The organism is Bellilinea sp., assembly GCF_034432615.1.
Classification (GTDB): Bacteria; Chloroflexota; Anaerolineae; order Anaerolineales; family Anaerolineaceae; genus Bellilinea.
In genome coordinates, this window is record NZ_DAOUBL010000164.1 from 1 (window position 1) to 16,832 (window position 16,832).

At 55.4% G+C, this 16,832-nt stretch carries 17 protein-coding genes; 8 read left to right on the forward strand and 9 right to left on the reverse strand.

Going from position 1 to position 16,832, the window contains the following annotated elements; genetic code table 11:
* Both VAE48_RS07770 and glpX read left to right on the forward strand, forming a co-directional pair.
* Positions 1-908, forward strand: a 908-nt coding sequence (locus tag VAE48_RS07770) for a phosphatidate cytidylyltransferase (protein WP_322792751.1), incomplete at its 5' end; no start/stop codon positions are given.
* A 51-nt stretch (positions 909-959) separates the two neighbouring features.
* On the forward strand, positions 960-1,946 hold the full coding sequence (glpX, locus tag VAE48_RS07775) for a class II fructose-bisphosphatase (RefSeq protein ID WP_322792752.1): 987 nt from the start codon (positions 960-962) through the stop codon (positions 1,944-1,946).
* 79 nt (positions 1,947-2,025) lie between these two features.
* On the opposite strand, the gene VAE48_RS07780 is transcribed toward glpX, so the two are convergent.
* The 6 genes from VAE48_RS07780 to VAE48_RS07805 all read right to left on the reverse strand — a co-directional run bounded on the left by VAE48_RS07780 (position 2,026) and on the right by VAE48_RS07805 (position 7,518).
* Positions 2,026-2,736: an SIMPL domain-containing protein gene (locus VAE48_RS07780; protein ID WP_322792753.1), complete on the reverse strand. Its 711-nt coding sequence runs from the start codon at positions 2,734-2,736 to the stop codon at positions 2,026-2,028.
* Between the two features lie 146 nt (positions 2,737-2,882).
* Positions 2,883-3,953 carry a LiaF transmembrane domain-containing protein gene (locus VAE48_RS07785; protein WP_322792754.1) on the reverse strand — a complete coding sequence of 357 codons (1,071 nt, stop codon included), beginning with the start codon at positions 3,951-3,953 and terminating at the stop codon, positions 2,883-2,885.
* Between the two features lie 10 nt (positions 3,954-3,963).
* A complete protein-coding gene (locus VAE48_RS07790; RefSeq protein ID WP_322792755.1) occupies positions 3,964-4,599 on the reverse strand; it encodes a hypothetical protein in 636 nt (211 codons plus the stop codon).
* A 27-nt stretch (positions 4,600-4,626) separates the two neighbouring features.
* On the reverse strand, positions 4,627-5,433 hold the full coding sequence (locus VAE48_RS07795; protein ID WP_322792756.1) for a LiaI-LiaF-like domain-containing protein: 807 nt from the start codon (positions 5,431-5,433) through the stop codon (positions 4,627-4,629).
* 16 nt (positions 5,434-5,449) lie between these two features.
* Positions 5,450-5,956, reverse strand: coding sequence for a hypothetical protein (locus VAE48_RS07800; protein WP_322792757.1), 507 nt, complete (start codon positions 5,954-5,956; stop codon positions 5,450-5,452).
* A gap of 326 nt (positions 5,957-6,282) precedes the next feature.
* Positions 6,283-7,518: a DUF3048 domain-containing protein gene (locus VAE48_RS07805; RefSeq protein WP_322792758.1), complete on the reverse strand. Its 1,236-nt coding sequence runs from the start codon at positions 7,516-7,518 to the stop codon at positions 6,283-6,285.
* Positions 7,519-7,615: 97 nt separating this feature from the next.
* Between VAE48_RS07805 and VAE48_RS07810 the strand changes: the two genes are divergently transcribed.
* Both VAE48_RS07810 and VAE48_RS07815 read left to right on the forward strand, forming a co-directional pair.
* A complete protein-coding gene (locus VAE48_RS07810; protein ID WP_322792759.1) occupies positions 7,616-8,428 on the forward strand; it encodes a DUF2085 domain-containing protein in 813 nt (270 codons plus the stop codon).
* 22 nt (positions 8,429-8,450) lie between these two features.
* Positions 8,451-9,020, forward strand: a complete 570-nt coding sequence (locus tag VAE48_RS07815; RefSeq protein ID WP_322792760.1) for a DUF4126 domain-containing protein — start codon at positions 8,451-8,453, stop codon at positions 9,018-9,020.
* Positions 9,021-9,277: 257 nt separating this feature from the next.
* Here the strand turns inward: VAE48_RS07815 and VAE48_RS07820 are convergent, their stop codons facing one another.
* From VAE48_RS07820 to VAE48_RS07830, 3 genes are all read right to left on the reverse strand, one after another.
* A complete protein-coding gene (locus tag VAE48_RS07820; protein WP_322792761.1) occupies positions 9,278-10,081 on the reverse strand; it encodes an arsenite methyltransferase in 804 nt (267 codons plus the stop codon).
* Positions 10,082-10,151: 70 nt separating this feature from the next.
* Positions 10,152-10,706: an RNA polymerase sigma factor SigZ gene (sigZ, locus tag VAE48_RS07825; protein ID WP_322792762.1), complete on the reverse strand. Its 555-nt coding sequence runs from the start codon at positions 10,704-10,706 to the stop codon at positions 10,152-10,154.
* 14 nt (positions 10,707-10,720) lie between these two features.
* Entirely contained in the window at positions 10,721-13,744 is a 3,024-nt protein-coding gene (locus VAE48_RS07830) for an alpha-mannosidase (protein WP_322792763.1), read from the reverse strand.
* Positions 13,745-14,132: 388 nt separating this feature from the next.
* Here VAE48_RS07830 and VAE48_RS07835 point away from each other — a divergent pair, with 388 nt between their 5' ends.
* From VAE48_RS07835 to VAE48_RS07850, 4 genes are all read left to right on the forward strand, one after another.
* A complete protein-coding gene (locus VAE48_RS07835) occupies positions 14,133-14,564 on the forward strand; it encodes a Fur family transcriptional regulator (protein ID WP_322792764.1) in 432 nt (143 codons plus the stop codon).
* 58 nt (positions 14,565-14,622) lie between these two features.
* Positions 14,623-15,585, forward strand: coding sequence for a metal ABC transporter solute-binding protein, Zn/Mn family (locus VAE48_RS07840; protein ID WP_322792765.1), 963 nt, complete (start codon positions 14,623-14,625; stop codon positions 15,583-15,585).
* 11 nt (positions 15,586-15,596) lie between these two features.
* Complete coding sequence (locus tag VAE48_RS07845; protein ID WP_322792766.1) at positions 15,597-16,451, forward strand: metal ABC transporter ATP-binding protein; 855 nt, start codon at positions 15,597-15,599, stop codon at positions 16,449-16,451.
* Positions 16,438-16,832 (forward strand): metal ABC transporter permease (locus VAE48_RS07850; protein WP_322792767.1); only part of this gene is annotated, 395 nt, incomplete at its 3' end. The genes VAE48_RS07845 and VAE48_RS07850, both read left to right, overlap by 14 nt.

A 16,832-nucleotide genomic window follows, 5' to 3' on the forward strand; every position in this document is an offset into this window, starting at 1 on the left:
CAACCGCGAAGAGTTTTTCAAAGCCTTACAAGAATACAGCCAGCGGGAAAGAAGATTTGGAAAACTCTCCGATCAGGTCTGTTGCTGAGAGCAGCGGGGTCACCCTGCGCAGCCGCCTGCTGGTGGCCATCGTGCTCATTCTGGTCGGGGTTACCTTCGTCTCATTGGGTGGGTTGACCTATGCCGCATTTATCAGTCTTCTGTTAGCCATAGCCGCCTGGGAATACTGGCGGCTTTTTTCTCAAGGCGGTTATTTCCCTTCGGCGGTCATGCTGCTGGGTGGCACACTCGTTCTGGCATTCAGCCGTTTTTACTGGGGTTTTCAGTACAGTGATCTCCTCCTGGCTGTGCTGATCTTACTCAGCATGGCGGCTCACATTTTCACCTGTCAGCATGGCTGCACCACCGCCGGCATGGATTTCACCATCACCCTGACCGGCATTTTATACATCGGGTGGATGGGTTCCTATCTCATCTCACTGCGTTTTTTGCCGGATGGTTTGTGGTGGGTCATGCTGACCATTCCCACCATCGCGGTTGGTGATGCCGGCGCGTTTTTCATCGGACGGACTTTTGGTAAAACGCCGCTTGCACCGCGCATCAGCCCCAACAAAACCCGAGAAGGTTATTTGGGTGGCCTGCTGTTTTCTGTGGTTGGCGGGGTACTTTTTGCTTTACTTTGGGGGCTGCGTTCCCCGCTGATCACCCCGCTGCACGGGTTGATTTTAGGTTTGGCGTTAGGTGCGCTCACCCCATTGGGCGATTTGGGTGAAAGTATGCTCAAACGCCAGTTCAACATCAAGGATTCGGGAAAACTGTTAGCCGGTCACGGTGGAGTGTTAGACCGGCTGGACTCATGGCTGTGGGGAGCAGCCATCGGCTATTATCTTATTCTGTGGTTATGGTAAGCGGATTGAACCCCATTCTCAAATCTTATTTCAAAAAGGAGGAACGACCTGATGATTGACTCCAAGCCTACCCGCAACCTTGCACTTGAACTGGTGCGTGTGACTGAAGCGGCGGCACTGGCAGCCGGCCGTTATGTGGGCAGGGGCGATAAAATCGCCGCTGACCGCGCCGCAGTGGATGCCATGCGTCTGGTGCTGAATACCATTCAAATGGACGGTGCGATTGTCATCGGCGAAGGCGAGAAAGACGAAGCGCCGATGCTCTACAACGGGGAACGCTTGGGAACCGGTGAACCTCCACAGGTGGACATTGCGGTTGATCCGATTGACGGCACACGCCCCACCGCCTACGGCCTGCCCAACGCCATTGCCACGGTTGCCCTCGCCCCGCGGGGCAGCATGTTCAACCCCGGACCCATTGTCTATATGGATAAAATTGCGGTAGGTCCTGAAGCCCGCGATGTCATTGATATTGAAGCGCCGGTTGAGGACAACCTGCGGAAAATTGCCAAAGCCAAAGGCGGCAATGTTGAAGACCTGACCGCCGTCATCCTTGACCGCCCGCGCCATGAAGAACTGATCCGCCGCGTTCGAAGGGTTGGCACGCGCATCATCCTCATCCCAGATGGCGATGTCGCCGGCGCCCTGATGACATCCCTGCCGGAAACCGGCATTGACGTGCTGCTCGGCATTGGCGGCACACCCGAAGGCGTGCTGGCAGCCTGCGCATTGCGCTGCACCGGCGGCACGATTCAAGGAAAACTTCACCCGCGCAACGAAGAGGAAAGGCGCAAAGGTGAAGAATTGGGGTACGACTTCAACCGCGTCCTGACCATTGACGATCTGGTTTCATCCGAAGATGTTTTCTTTGCGGCAACCGGCATCACCAACGGCGAGCTGCTTCGCGGCGTAGATTACTACCCCGGCGGCGCCACCACCGACAGCATTGTTCTGCGCGGTCTGACCGGTACCAGCCGGCGCATTATCTCCACCCACCGATTGACCAAACTCTCCAAAATCAGCGCCATTCACTATTGATCCAATTCATCAAGTTAAACATCAACGCCTTCCCCGCAAAAGGAAAGGCGTTGATTTTTATTTTGGGCAGCCGAACGGCTTATTTGATTTCGTAAGTCAGGTTGGCGTCCGCCTGAATGACCAGCTGACCGGCCGCAATCGGGACACTTGAAGAAGCTGCCAACCCACCCTTGGCCTCATACACTGGCATCGGGCCGCCGCTGGAATACACGCTGATGTTCTGCAATTCGCCCAGTGTTACTCCGGCAAGACCGGCAATTTCACCGGCTTTGGCTTTGGCGTCTTCCACTGCCAGGCGGCGGGCTTCAGCCTCAGCCGTGGCGCGATCCTGCACATCAAAGCTGATGCCGTTGATGGTATTGGCACCACCCTGCACCACGGCGTTCAAAATTTCACCCAGTTTTTGCAGCTCTCGCACCTTGACGAAAACGGTGTTTTCCACCACGTAGGTGATCTTGCCCGGCGCGCCTTCCGGCGTATATTCCTGCTGAGGATAGACATTGAAAGCAGTGGTTTGAATGTCCTCAGCAGCAATCCCCTGCTGTTTGAGGGTATCAGCGATGGTTTGCGCCTGTCGGTTGTTCTGTGCCAGGGCTGTGGCTACATCATCCGCCTGACTGCGTACGCCAATGTAGATGTAGGCAATATCGGGTACCAGATAGACTTTGCCCGTCCCGGAAACATTAATCTGACGCAGCGGCTGGTTTGAAGCCGGTGCGGTCCCAGCGCAGGCCGCCAACAGACTGGCTGCCATTACCAAAATGATGAACAACATCCAACGGTTTTTCATGGTTCCTCCTTATCGAACCTTTATAGTGAGATATATTCCTCTCTTCATGACGTTGAGTGGTTTAAAAAGTTCCCACAAATACAACAGGGAAATGGCTCTGGATCCGCCATTTCCCCACATTTCCCATCACAGCTCACCAGAATTATTTATGGCACCAGCCGCAGGTTAAACACCCCAATCGGTTGTTCGACCTTCAGGCGGATTTGGGCATTTTGGGCATTTGCACCGGGGGAATAAAGATAATTGCCTTCCACCCGAAAATCAGCAGGCGGGATATTGCGGACGGTAATGGCTGTATCTGCCTGAATTTCCACCAGCGCCCCGCGCGGCACCTCAAGCGTCAAATTGCCGATCGGGTTACTGATGACCCCCTCAAACGAATCATCAGCAGATAATGTTACCGTCAGCTGCCCCACCGCTACCGAAGCATTCAAGCGCTCCAGATCAAGACCGCGCAGATCCAGCACCTGATCGCCGGCGCCGGTATTGGTTTCCAGAGTGATCGGAATTTGCCCGTTGAGCTGGATTTGCCAGTTGGGAGATTGAAAACTGCCCGCCCACGGCAGGTACACCACCCCAGAACTGCCCAGCGAATAACTGCCCAATCCATCCTGGACTGCATAACGATCATCCAGCGTCTGCTGGCGGGTCAAGATGACCTGCCCTTCTGCCAGTATTTGAGGACTGGCCGATGACTTCACCAGCAAACCGCCCGCGGGATTGGAAAGACGAACAATGGCACGTTCGGCACCCTGCAGGGGCTGAGCGATGGGCAGCGCCTGCCCCCCAATCGCCCCCTGCGAGCTGGCTGCCAGCCAGAACACACCACCAACCACGCCCAGCGTCAGCAAGACGGCCACCAGCGTCACCCAGCGCGAACTGCCGCGGAGGATAATATCCAGTCCGATGGCAATCAAAATCAACGGCCATAAACGCAGCAGCATATTCAATGCATTGCCGGGCAGGTAACCAAAGTTGCTGAGCAGAAATACCGTACCCAATCCGATCGAAAAGACGCCCCACACCCAGCCTTCGCCCCTCAGAATGTGGTCAATCCCACCGATCAGGAAAATCAACGGCCAGAGCCGCACCAAAACAGCCCACGCATCGCCGGATAAAGCGCCCAGCGTGTTCAACAGCAAAACAATTCCAACGGCAATCAGCATCAACGGCCAGAATATACTCCGCCGCTCGCGAACAGGTTTCATCTCGCTCATTTCACCCTCCCTAACCACGCCGCAAAGCGCGCACAAACAACACAATTCCCGCCACAATCATCAATGCCGGGATCAAATAGGCCGCCCACTGCACACTGATCCCCATCACAATCAGGGAAAGGATCACCATCACCCCTGCCGGCCAGAGTGCCCAGGTCATCCGTTCTCCACCCGGCCCGGGCAGCAAGTACACCATGCCGAAGGTGGCCCCCAAACCCAGCAGGAACACCCACGCTGCCGAATCGCCCACTATCGGCTCAATCACCAGCATCACAACCAGACTGGCCATCACCCCCGCCGGAATCAAAGCCCACCAAAAGTGGCGATTGAGCAAATAAACCACGATGAAACTGATTCCAATTCCACCCAGCACAAAAGCCCCGCCAACCTGTTCGGAGATGGCCGGCGCAATGCGGCTAAAACCAATCAGCGCCCCAATCCCCAGCAGGGTAAAGCCGGGGATGGCAGCCCACCACTGTTTACGGTCATTCAATAACACCGCAAGGAATGCAGCCCCACCCAGCACAAACAAAAACGACCAGAGCAGACCGCTCAATTCAATTTGAAAGACCGCATCCAGCAGCGCAACCAATCCCATCAGGATTAATCCGCCGCCAGCCAGAATACGCCAGTTCATTTTTGACATGATTTTACTCCTTGAACTCAAAAAAATTTATGCGCTGAGGATCTCAATCGAACCCATACCGGCTTCGACTTTGATCTCCACCCGCCGGTCAGCCACATCAAAACCGGGAGTCTCGTAAGTTACCCCATTGTAAGGAAAGCGCTGCGGGTCAATTTTGCTGCCGACAAGTCCGCTTTCCATGTGAATACGGCCGGCCACCCCTTCGGGCACCTTCAACACCACCGAAGCAGCCCCGGCGCGCACATCTACGCGGCAAAAAGGAGACTGAGCCGGCAAAGTCATCTGGGTGGAACTTGCCCCGGTTTCCAGCAGCACCTTTCTGACGTTCAATTCACGCAGGTTGATGAGATTTTCTCCCGCACCGGTGTGAAAGGTCAACTCCAGCGGGATGGTCTGGGTCAGCCGCACGTCCCAGCGCAACCCTTCCTCACCTGCCCATGGAATATCCAGCGGTGTCAACACCGGGTCGGCATTCAACTTTACCCGCAACAGCGAGCCTTCCGGCTGAACCGAATGGCGCACACCGCCAACAAACGATCCTTCCAGCAGCTGAGCAGGCCCAGCGCCATGATTGACCAGCAGCCGTCCGGCGCCGTGGTTGAATTCAATGCTGGCTTGATCGGCTGCCTGCAGGGGAATGCTGAGATTTTGTACTTCAGAGGAGTTTTGGGTTGCCAGCCGCGGGCGCAATAGAATCCACGCTCCCAGCAGAATCAAGACAAGAGGCCAGAAATAGGTCCACACACTCCACGAAAGCACCCCCAGCGTCTGCAAGAGAAACAATGTTCCCAGCAGAATGAGAATCAGACCCCAAAACAAACGATTACTGCGCATTTTTCACACTCCTTATTTACGGAAATCGAAAACTGGCCAGCAGAAGGCTGGCTTTGGATAACCACCCGGCATGGTCTGCCGTAATGCTCAACATGAAAATTACCCCCGGCAGCAGGTAAGCCGCCGCTACCAGCAGAATACTACCTGCCAGCAGGCCGCGCAGTTGATCCTGGGTGAACTGCCAACCCCTGCCGGTCAGTTTATCCACCCCAATGGTCAACCCCACCAGCGCCAATACAAAAGCAGCCGATTGCACGATACGCTGCCAGACTGCCGGTTGCCAGCGCAAAAGCAGAATGGTGCTGAACAGAAGAAGGGAAAGGGTAAGAAATGCCAGAAAGGTGCGGGCTGGCATGATACTAACGCAAGTGCGCAGCAAATTAATGGCTGCCAGCGCTACAATGCCGCCCAAAACAATCCCGCTGAGCATTCCCACCCCATTCTGAATAACCCACGCCAACCAGCCGGCCGTCAGCCAGAGAATACCCGTCAGGCTCAGAAACGGAAGCAGCAGCCGCTTCATCGGTTTGCTCCTGCGCCAGAGCGGATTCGTCTGGCAGCCTGCAACCGCCGGCAGGATTGGATAAAAAAATTATACGGCAATTTCATACTTAACATACGCAAGAATTGGATTATGGTTGCGTTTTATCCTCGCTGACGACCCGGTGAGGATTGATCTTCCAAACATTAACCGGGCAGAGGCAAAATATTCCCCAATCGGGCATCCTTAAGTTCCTGAACCACTCAGCAGGGAAATATTTGTAAAATTTAGCGAGGTTAAAAACCTCTGCGCCGCCTTTCGGCGGCGCAGGGTCATCTGAGTTTCAGTTTTATCGCAGTATGCCCAGTTTACCAGTCGCTGACAAACTTAAACCGCCAGGCAGCGCCATCCTGAGTCAGGGTTGTATTGACCGTCATCACTTCAAACCAGGTCTTGCCCGGTTTGAAAGCCACCGGTTTACCCTGCGCATCCACCAGCGTAAGCAGGTCGCTTTCGGTCAAGCGCTGCCACTTGACCTCGAACATTCGCCCATCGCGGAATAAATAAGCCGGGCCGCTGCCGAGAATGCTCATGTCCAGCACTTCCACATCCGGGCGTGGGTCCACCTCATTGTGACGCACCTGAATAATGACCAGATTGTCGGCAGCAATCTGCTGCCCGGTAAGCGCATCAGTGAGGGGGGCATACGCTGCGGCATTGCCATCCGGATCATTGCGGGTATCTGAAAAGCGCAAGTAACGCCCGCTGGCAGGATCATAATCCCAGCGGTTGTAAATCGCTGCCGAAAAACGTACAAACACCTGCTCTGCCGGTTTGCCTCCTTCAGGCAACGTGTAATTGAACATCATTCCGTCCAGATTCGGGCGGGTGTTGTCAATGCCGCGGGCTTTGATCAGGTTTTGCAGTTCAATGGTATTGGCAGCCAGAAAATTTTTACCCCTCGGATCAACCCGGCAAACCGCGGGACAGGAAGCGCCGCTTTCCAGCACCAGCCGGCTGCTAAACTCGGAATTGACCAAACGCTGGAAAACCGGCGCATAGGCGTAGCCGAACACGAATATGGGCTTGTACATGCGAATCAAATTGACATCCGAATAGCGCGCCGAGCGGATCGGCATGACCCGTTCGGCATCCTGCCCATAAAACAGCGCCCCAAAGCGCGTTGTGCCGTATTCGGTGTAGAACTCATACACAATATCCGCCAGTGAAAGGCCGGACTGCGGCCGGTCATCGCGCGGCAGATTTTGCACCTTAATCAAAATCGGTCGGCGGTTGAGGATTTGCGGATCAGCCACTTTCAAACCGGTAAGGGGATTGACATCCGCCGGAAAATTGGTCGGGCCGTAACCTTCCAGCGGATAATCGCGGGTGGGGGTGAGGGTGGGCGCCGGCGTTTCAGTGGCGGTTGGTGCAGGGGTGTTGGTAGCCGGCAGGAACGGCGTATCCAGTGCCTTGCGGGTGGCAGTTGCTGCCAGATCAATGGATTGGGTAGGCTGTGTGGTTGGCTGGGGGTTGTTGGTCTGGCAGGCAGCCAGCCCGGACAGCAGGATCAGCATTGCAAAAACAAATCCGATTTTCTTCATGGTTGGGGTACGCCTCCGAAATAAAATCCAGAGTGGATGATACTTAAGAAAGGCACATTTGTACAGGTTAATTTACCCTGCTGTTATAATGGCAGGCATGAAAATCGCCCGGCGATTCGGCCCAAAAGGGCAAATTTACTTGAAAAGTGGTCTGGCGGTATTTGCCCTGCTGGTGTTGACCGTCTGGCTGGCGCTAACCCCGCCCGGCATCCTCGGTAAAGCCGATGCGATAGGCTATGCCGTTTGCCACCGAATTGAGGTGCGCTCCTTCTGGATTGATGACCGCCCAACCCCGCTGTGTGCGCGCTGCTCCGGAATGTATTTGGGTATGTTGACCGGCTTCGTCTTCCAGTGGGTACAGGGTAAACGTTCCGCTCTGCCGCCGCTGCGCATCAGCATCCCGCTCAGCATTTTTTTGATCACCTTTGGGGTGGATGGGTTGAATTCTTATCTTCACTTTTTCCCGCAAGCCCCCACCCTGTACACCCCCAGCAACCTGCTGCGGCTGGCTACCGGCAGCGGACTGGGGCTGCTGGTGGCGGTTATCTTCCTGCCGTTGTTCAATCAATACTTTTGGACACAACCTGACCCACGCCCGGCGCTGGCCAGTTACCGGCATGTCTTCCTGCTGATGGGACTGGTCGGGCTGGTTTCAACCGCTACCTATCTACAAATTCCCGGGCTGATTACCGTGCTGGCTGTTTTAAGCGCTGCTACCGTCTGGCTGGTGCTGGGCATGTGTTACAGCCTGTTGTGGATGACGGTCTTTCATCTGGAAAATTCCGTTGATTCGCTGAAAAGCGGCTGGGTCATTTTGACAGCCGGTTTCACCACCGCCCTGCTGCAGATTGGCGCGGTGGACTGGCTGCGTTATACTTTAACCGGAACATGGTCGGGGTTTATCTTCTAAGAACCCGTCCAGGGAGATTTACATGATTGAACTGCTGGAAGTATTCACTGCGTTTGGGCTTTCGGCAAGCGCCGGTTTGAATGCTTACATCCCCCTGCTGGTGGTCGCCTTGCTGGCAAAATTCACTGACCTGCTCACCCTCCGCCCACCGTGGGATGCGCTTGAATCCTGTTGGATTATCGGCCTGCTGGTTGTCCTTTCATTGATCGAGTTCTTTGCCGATAAGGTGCCGGCAGTCAACCACATCAACGACTTAATCCAAACCTTTGTTCGCCCCACCGCCGGTGCAATTGCCTTCGCCGCCAGCGCCAATGTGATCACGGATGTGCATCCGGTTTTATCCCTGGGGCTGGGGCTGCTGGTGGCGGGCGGGGTTCACGCCGTGAAAACTCTGGCCGTCCGCCCGGCAGTTACCGCCACCACCGGAGGGGCGGGCAACGTACCGGTCAGCATTGCCGAGGATGTGATCTCCACCGTCCTCTCCATTCTGGCAGTGGTCGTGCCGGTCATCATTGCCTGTGTGCTGGTATTGGTGACTGCTTACATCATCTGGCGCTGGTACCGCCACACCAGACGCCTAAACGCCGCTTAAGGTTTGGTTCGAATTGCGCCGGCAGGTCAGGATTGGGTAATGGAAGGTAAGACTGAACAGTCCATATGCCGCAAACGGCATTACCGCCAACCAGTCATCCTGACCGGTACCTTTACCCCTTGCTGATTTTTTTACTTGTCATCATGTGAAGCCTTTTCCGGGAAACCAACAAAACAAACCCAAAATTGTGACAATTAGGAAATTGCACAATTTTGGGTGAAATATTATCCTAAATTTTCAATTCTTTGGGCAGCGTGCTAAGCGGAAGGTTTTTTAGCCTCGATGACTGCCGAAACCACATAATCCTCAATTTTGCTTCCCGGCGACCAATCCTTAATAAAGGATTTGCTTTCATTCTTGGGCTGAATCCGGATCTGCACGAACCCTGCTGCCTGTAAAAAACGTTCCAATTCTTGAATTGTGGCTGCCCCGGCTGCACAGGAGGTATAAAGCGTCATATCTTCCTTGAAAATGGGCGGTAATTCCTCAATTGTTACCACATCCGAAACAGCCAGACGGCCACCCGGTTTGAGCACGCGAAAAGCCTCTCGAAAGACCTGATCCTTATCCGGTGAAAGGTTGATCACACAATTGGAAATGATCACATCCACACTGCTATCTGCCACCGGTAAATATTCGATTTCGCCGAGCCGAAAGTCAATTTGGGTATATCCCCCTGTTTGGACATTCTGTCTTGCCCGGCTGATCATTTCCGGCGACATGTCAACACCAATCACCTTTCCGGTAGAACCGACTGCTTTAGCTGCAAGAAAACAGTCCAATCCTCCGCCGCTGCCCAAATCAAGCACGGTTTCACCCGGCTTGAGAGAAGCAATGGCCTGCGGATTACCACACCCCAGGCCCAGATTGGCCCCTTCGGGGACGCCGGTCAGTTCTTCCGTTGAATAACCCACCGTAAGAGAAATGTTAATCGGGTTATTGGCACTGTCCGATGGGCAACAAGCCGTTGAACAACCACATGCGCTGCCAGCTGCAGCACCGATTTTTCCGTAATTTTCCCTCACTGCAGCACGGATTTTATGCTTTTGATTTTCTTCCATCTTTGCCTTCCTCCAGAATAATTTAGATTCTCAAGATTAAAGACGGAAGAAATTGCAAAAGGACGCAATTTCAATTGCCTTCTTGACATTCATCACAGCGGGGTTCGTAGGCCATTAATTGCCCCCGCACATCAAAATTAAAAACACAACAATCCTCAAACATCTTTCTTAACAGCCTTCGCCCACGCTGCACTCGTGATTTTGCTGCGGATAGCGTAATTTTCTGGCTTTGAGCAATCTGGTTTTGAGGTACACCTTCTATTTCGGATAAGACGATGGCAGTGCGGTATTTATCAGGCAGCGCTTCAATCATGGGCAGTAAACAGCAAGCCAGCTCTTTTTCGACGCTCTCCTCAAATTCAACTTCCGTTTGGGTAACCCACTCCGGCAAAGGCAGGCTGGGGCGCCTGGCTCGATAATAATCCACGACTGCATTTCTGGTGATCTGATAAATCCAGCTTGGCAGGCGGTTTACATCCTGTAAAGACGACAAATTTGAATAAATGCGCAGAAAGACATCCTGCAAAATATCCTCACTTGCCATTGGATCATCCACCCGCTTATGGATAAAAGCAAGCAGGCCGGCGCGGTATTGTTCCCAAATTTGCTCAAATTGAACGTCCATTTTTCTGGAGCCTTTTACAATTGCAGCCGGATGGTCTTAATTTCAAAAGGACGGAAATCGAGCGGAATGGTACCGTCTTTGCAGTCAAGCGGTTGAGGCTGCTCCTCCAACAGATTGGTCTGATAGGCTGCCTGCACCGGCAGGGGCGTTTTGAGCGTGCAGCGGGTTGCGGTGCGCATGCCCTCATACAGACGCAGAATGATGTCTTTACTGCCGTCCTCAGCCGGTTTGACCGTTTCAATGACCACATTCTCCGCATCCACTTGAAACAGAGAAAAAGCCTCATCCACCGCTGAGCCTTCCACCACCAGCGGCGGTACATTCAGATCATACGCTTCTCGCAAAATACCGCTTTCCAACAGACTGCCGTTCCAGCAGTATAAAGCATAGGTAAAATACTGCAGTCCGCGGTCGGCGTTCATATCCGGCGCCATGGCCGATTTAAGCAGTGTCAGGTTAATGGTATTGCCGCGCAGACTTAAGCCGTATTTACTATCGTTCAGAACGGCTGCCCCGCGCCCTTCTTCCACCAGCGCCGTCCATTTGTGATTGCACACCTCGAAGCGGTCAGCATCATACTGCCGCGATTGATGGGTGGGACGGCGCAAATGCCCAAATTGAATTTCGCTGACGGCCTCATGCGTATGGATGTTGAGCGGGAAGGCCACTTTGAGCAGTTTATGGCGTTCCTGCCAGTCCACGCAGGTGGAAAAGTCAATCCGCCGGCTGGCGCGGCGCAGGGTGATGACCTGTTCAACGGTAGAATGATGCAACCGGCGGCGCAGGCGCAAACGGGCTGCCGGCCCTGCCTCTATCAGGATTTCCATTTCAACCGGTTCGTCGGTTGTTACCGGCAGCAATTCGGTCATGCTGTCCAGATCCCACGCATCCCATTTGGTCGGTACGTCTTTGTAGAGACACAGGCGGTTGGCAGGCCCGGCCAGCACTTCCCTTTCGGCTTCTTTGTCCCACACACTGACCAGTTCGCCGCGCCGGTTGATTCGGGCGGTCAGCAATTCATTTTCAAGTACAAAGCCCTCATCGGTCTGGATGGCGCGCGCCACGCCTTGCCCCTCTGCTTCCACCGGCTGCTGGGGGATTGGCGCCCAGCCGCACGGGGGCAATTCGACTTCCACCTCACCCTGCGAAGTGGCAAACAAAGCCCGCCGCGGCCAGGAAAGCGAATTGAACGCGGCCCGTCCCTTTCCGCTGCCAGCCAGCACCTGCGCCGCCCGCTGAGCAGTTTGCCCGGCTGCCGCCAGAATTTCGGCATAGGTGGCTTCGGCTTCTTCATACACCCGCGCAATGGATGAACCCGGCAGAATATCGTGGAACTGGTTGAGCAGCAAGCCGCGCCACTGCTCCCAGAGAGATCGCGGGGTGAAATCAAATCCGTGCAGTGCACGGGCAGCGCTGGCCCACAACTCCGCCTCGCGCAGTGCAAATTCACTGCGGCGGTTACCGCGTTTGGCACGCGCCTGGGAGGTATAGGTACCACGGTGCGCCTGAAAGTACAGCTCGCCCACATAGCGTTCTTTGGGTAAGCCGTGCGCAAACAGATCCTCAAAAAATTCTGCCGGCGAGGCCATGCGCACCCGCGGCAGACCTTCCAGGTCCTGCACACGGCGGTAGAACTCCAGATGGTCGCGCGTGGGGCCGCCGCCGCCATCTCCCCAGCCAAAGGATTGAATCATCGAATGAATACCGTTCTTTTGCAGGCGGGTGTTCCAGCGTTCCATCAGGTTGCGCGGGCGCATTTCGCTGTTGTAATCGGTGAAAATGTGCGCCGGGATGGCGCTGCCGTCAATCCCTTCCCACCAGAAGATGTTGTAGGGGAAAGGCTCACCGCCGTTGTAGGCCCAGGTGATTTTCTGGGTCGCAAAACCAATCATCCCGCAGCCCTTCAAAATCTGCGGGAGGGCGCCGGAGTACCCGAACACATCCGGCAGCCACAGCACCCGGCTGTCCACCCCCAGTTCATCACGGAAGAAGGCCCGCCCGTAGAGGATCTGACGAATCAGGCTCTCGCCTCCGCTCAGGTTGGTATCCGCTTCCACCCACATGCCGCCGTCGGCAATCACTTTGCCCTCACGCACCGCCTGCTTGAAGCGGGCATAAATCTCGGGGTAGCGCTCCTGCAGCATCCAGTACAAATGCGGCTGACTTTGCAGGAAACGAAATTCGGGGTATTCCTCAAACAGCGAAAGCTGGTTGAGCACTGTGGCGGCCATCTTGCGTTCGGTATGGCGCAGCGGCCACAGCCAGGCAACGTCAATATGGGCATGACCGAAGGCGAACAGCGTCGGCATGGTTGGGCCGTTGCGCTTTTCCAGCAATGGGCGCATCCGTTCACGTCCGGCGCGGATGGTTTCCAGCATTTCGGCTTCGGGCAGTTCCGGGTCTATGATCAGCGTGGCGTCCATCAGGGCTTCATCAATCTGGCAGGCCCGCAGGCTGAGCGGATCGAGCAGCTGACTGAGTTCAAACAAGGTGGTAAAGTCCACCGCCGCCTGATAGACTTCTTCGCGCCAGATGCCGAGGGTTGACTGGCCCACCACGCACTGGGTCGGCCCCGGCTCCGGCACGGATTCGACCCCGTGCGGGTAAGGGCCATCCCCGACTGTAATATGACCATGCCCGGCGTAGGATTCGAGCAAGATCTCATAGCGCTGACCGGCAGCCGCCTGCCGGGCCAGGGTAATTTCTTTGTGCCCCCACCCGATTGAACCGACCGCCTGACCGTTGATCCACACCACGCTTTCCACCCCGCCGGGATTGAGGCGGATGACCACCCGCTTGCCGTCCGCTTCGGGAGGTATGGTCAGGCTGGTACGAAACCAGCCGTACTCCCACTTGGCGCCCCACGGCGTGCCGGGCGGCATGGGCTGAAAGGTGCGCAGAAGGGCCTGCTGGGGGGTAAGATGATCCGTTGTGGCAAAACCTTCCAGTTCAACCGGCTGGAGAGGGTGATAACACGCATCCCAGAGAGCTTTTTCCCACAACTCAACCCGGTGTTTCCACTCAATCGTCAGCGCCATTGTCCGAAACTCCTCTTTGAAATTGAATGACCTCGATTATACAGGTTGGACAGCCAATCCGTCAAAGGAAGTCAAGCGTGCCCCGTGGCTTTCTCAAAGTCGAAAATGGTCAAACGGCTGCCGGCGGATGCTGACCGATGTCTATTCGGAATAATCCACTCATGCGTCAAAACAAACGATTTTGCCCCCTCCTGCGCCCCCACTATCGCTTTGGCGATATTGGGGGAGGCCGGGAGGGGGGTCGTTTCGCAACAATTCAAGTTTCGATCCAAAAATTCAGGGTTGTCAAGCAACTTTGCGAAAGCCATAAAGGGTGATCGAGCCCGAAAATGAGAAATTTTTAACAAAAATCTTGTATTGAAAATCGTTTTCATTTATAATGCCGCTCATGCAGACCCATGACCTGATTGAAGCCTGGCTGGAACAGCTGCAAGCCTCCGGTTATCGCATTACCGAGCCGCGGCGCGCAATCGTCGAATTAATGGCAACCACCACACACGCCCTCAGCCCCATTGAGGTGTATGACAGCGGACGGCGTGATTACCCGCGTCTCGGTCTGGTCACCGTCTATCGCACTTTGGAACGGCTGGAAGAGCTGGGACTGGTTCAGCGGGTTCACATGCCGGATGGCTGCCATCGTTACCTGCGCGCCACGCAGGGGCATCAGCACCTGTTGTTGTGCACCCGCTGCGGGCAGGTGGAGATGTTTGCCGGCGATGATTTGAACGCCCTGACCGAACGGGTCGAGCAGTCTACCGGTTATCGGGTCAAGGATCACTGGCTGCAGTTGTTCGGTTTATGTCCGCGCTGCAACAGTTGAGTTTTTTGACTATAAATTGAAAATGAATATCATTTCTATTAAGAGAGGAGAAACGACGATGAAAAAACTGATTTTCTTTCTGGCGGCGTTTGCCGTAATGATGAGCGCCTGTGCGCCTTCCCCGGCTGCCCCTGCTCCAACTTCGGCTGAAATCCAGCCCTTGCAGGTTGTCGCAACCACTTCCATAGTAGCGGATGTGGTCGGTCAGGTAGGCGGCGAGCGGGTCACGGTCACCACCCTGCTGCCGATTGGTACGGATGTACACACCTACGAACCCGCCCCTCAGGATTTGGCTAAAGTAGCCGAAGCACGGCTGGTATTTGTCAACGGCGCCGGTCTGGAGGAATTTCTTCAGGTGTTGATTGAAAATGCCGGTTCCGCCGACCGGGTTGTGGAAGTTTCCAAAGGAATCGAATTGAAGGACTTTGGGGCGGATACTCACGAAGAGGAAGGCGAAGAATATAATGATGAGGGTGAGGAACCCAGCCACGAAGGCAGCGACCCCCATACCTGGGTGGATCCCAACAACGTCAAAATCTGGGTCGAAAATATCCGCGCTGCGCTGACCGCTGCCGACCCGGCTGGCGAAGAAATCTATCGCGCCAACGCTCAGGCATATCTGGCAAAACTGGACGAGCTGGATGCGTGGGTGCGCCAGCAGGTGGAACAAATCCCGCCCCAAAACCGCAAACTGGTCACCGATCATCTCCTGTTTGGTTACTTTGCCGAACGCTACGGCTTTGAGCAGATCGGCGCCATCATCCCCGGCTACAGTACGGCTGCCCAGCCCACCGCTCAGGAAGTAGCCGCGATTGAGGATGCCATTCGTGAATTCGGCGTGAAAGCGGTCTTTGTCGGTAAAACCATCAATCCAACCCTTGCACAGCGCGTTGCGGAAGATACCGGCATCCAGCTGGTAGGGCTGTATCACGGCTCACTCTCCGCGGCGGGCGGCGAAGCGGCAACTTATCTGGATTACATACGGTATAATGTGACTCAGATGGTCAACGCTTTGAAGTGAAAGCCGGTTGAATGAATCGATTCAGAAGTCTGGAAAAATCAAAACTGGTGATTATGCCCCGGCTTCATGCACATGAAGCCGGGAAGCCCATCTTGCGGCTGGACAAAGTCATCGTTGCCTATGAATCCGGCAAGGCGTTGGATGAAATTTCCTTTGAATTGCAACGCGGGGAACGACTGGCGGTCGTAGGCCCTAACGGTGCAGGAAAAAGCACCCTGTTTAAGGTGATTGCCGGTGTGCTGCACCCTACCAGCGGTTTGGTGGAGGTGGCCGGCTCGCAGCCGGACGGTCACATTTGCATCGCCTATGTGCCTCAACGCAGTCAGGTGGACTGGAATTTTCCCCTACAGGTGCGCGATGTGGTGATGATGGGGCGGGTTGGCAAAATTGGCTGGCTGCGCCGGCCAACCCCCAAAGACCAGCAGATTGTGCGCAGGGCTTTGGAAACCGTCGGCCTGCAAGAACTGGCAGACCGTCAAATCGGCCAGCTTTCCGGCGGACAGCAGCAGCGCATGTTCATCGCCCGCGCCCTGGCGCAGGAAGCCGAATTGATGCTGATGGATGAGCCCTTCACCGGCCTGGATGTGCCGGCTCAGGAGGAGTTGTTCCGCATTCTGGATAGCCTGCGAACGCAGGGTGTGACCGTGATGGTCGCCCTGCACGACCTGCAAACCGCTTCGGAGCGTTTCGACCGCGTGATGCTGCTGAACCGCCGCCTGATCGGTTTGGGCAGCGCCGAGCAAATTTTCACCCCTGAACACCTCATTGCTGCTTACGGCGGTCATTTGCGCCTGATTCCATCTCAGCAGGGTTTCATCGCACTGGGCGATACCTGCTGTGACGAGGGTGAACATGATCATCTTTGATTGGCTTTTGCAGCCCTTACAGTATGCCTTCATGCAGCGCGGCATGCTGGCGGCTGTCATGGTCGGCATCGTGTGCGCCGTACTGGGTGTGTTCGTTGTCCTGCGCGGCATGGCCTTTTTCGGTGATGCGCTGGCACACGCCATTTTACCGGGTGTTGCCGTCGGCTACCTGATTGGCGGAGGCGCCCGCGAACCGCTCTTCTGGTGGGGACTGCTGACCGGAGTGTTCGCCGCCATCGGGATCGGCACCATCAGCCGCAGTACGCGCATCAAAGAGGATACCGCCATTGGCATCATTTTTGCCGGCATGTTTGCCCTTGGAATTGCCCTGATCTCCTCGGTACGCAGTTACACCGCCGACCGGGCGCATTTTCTGTTTGG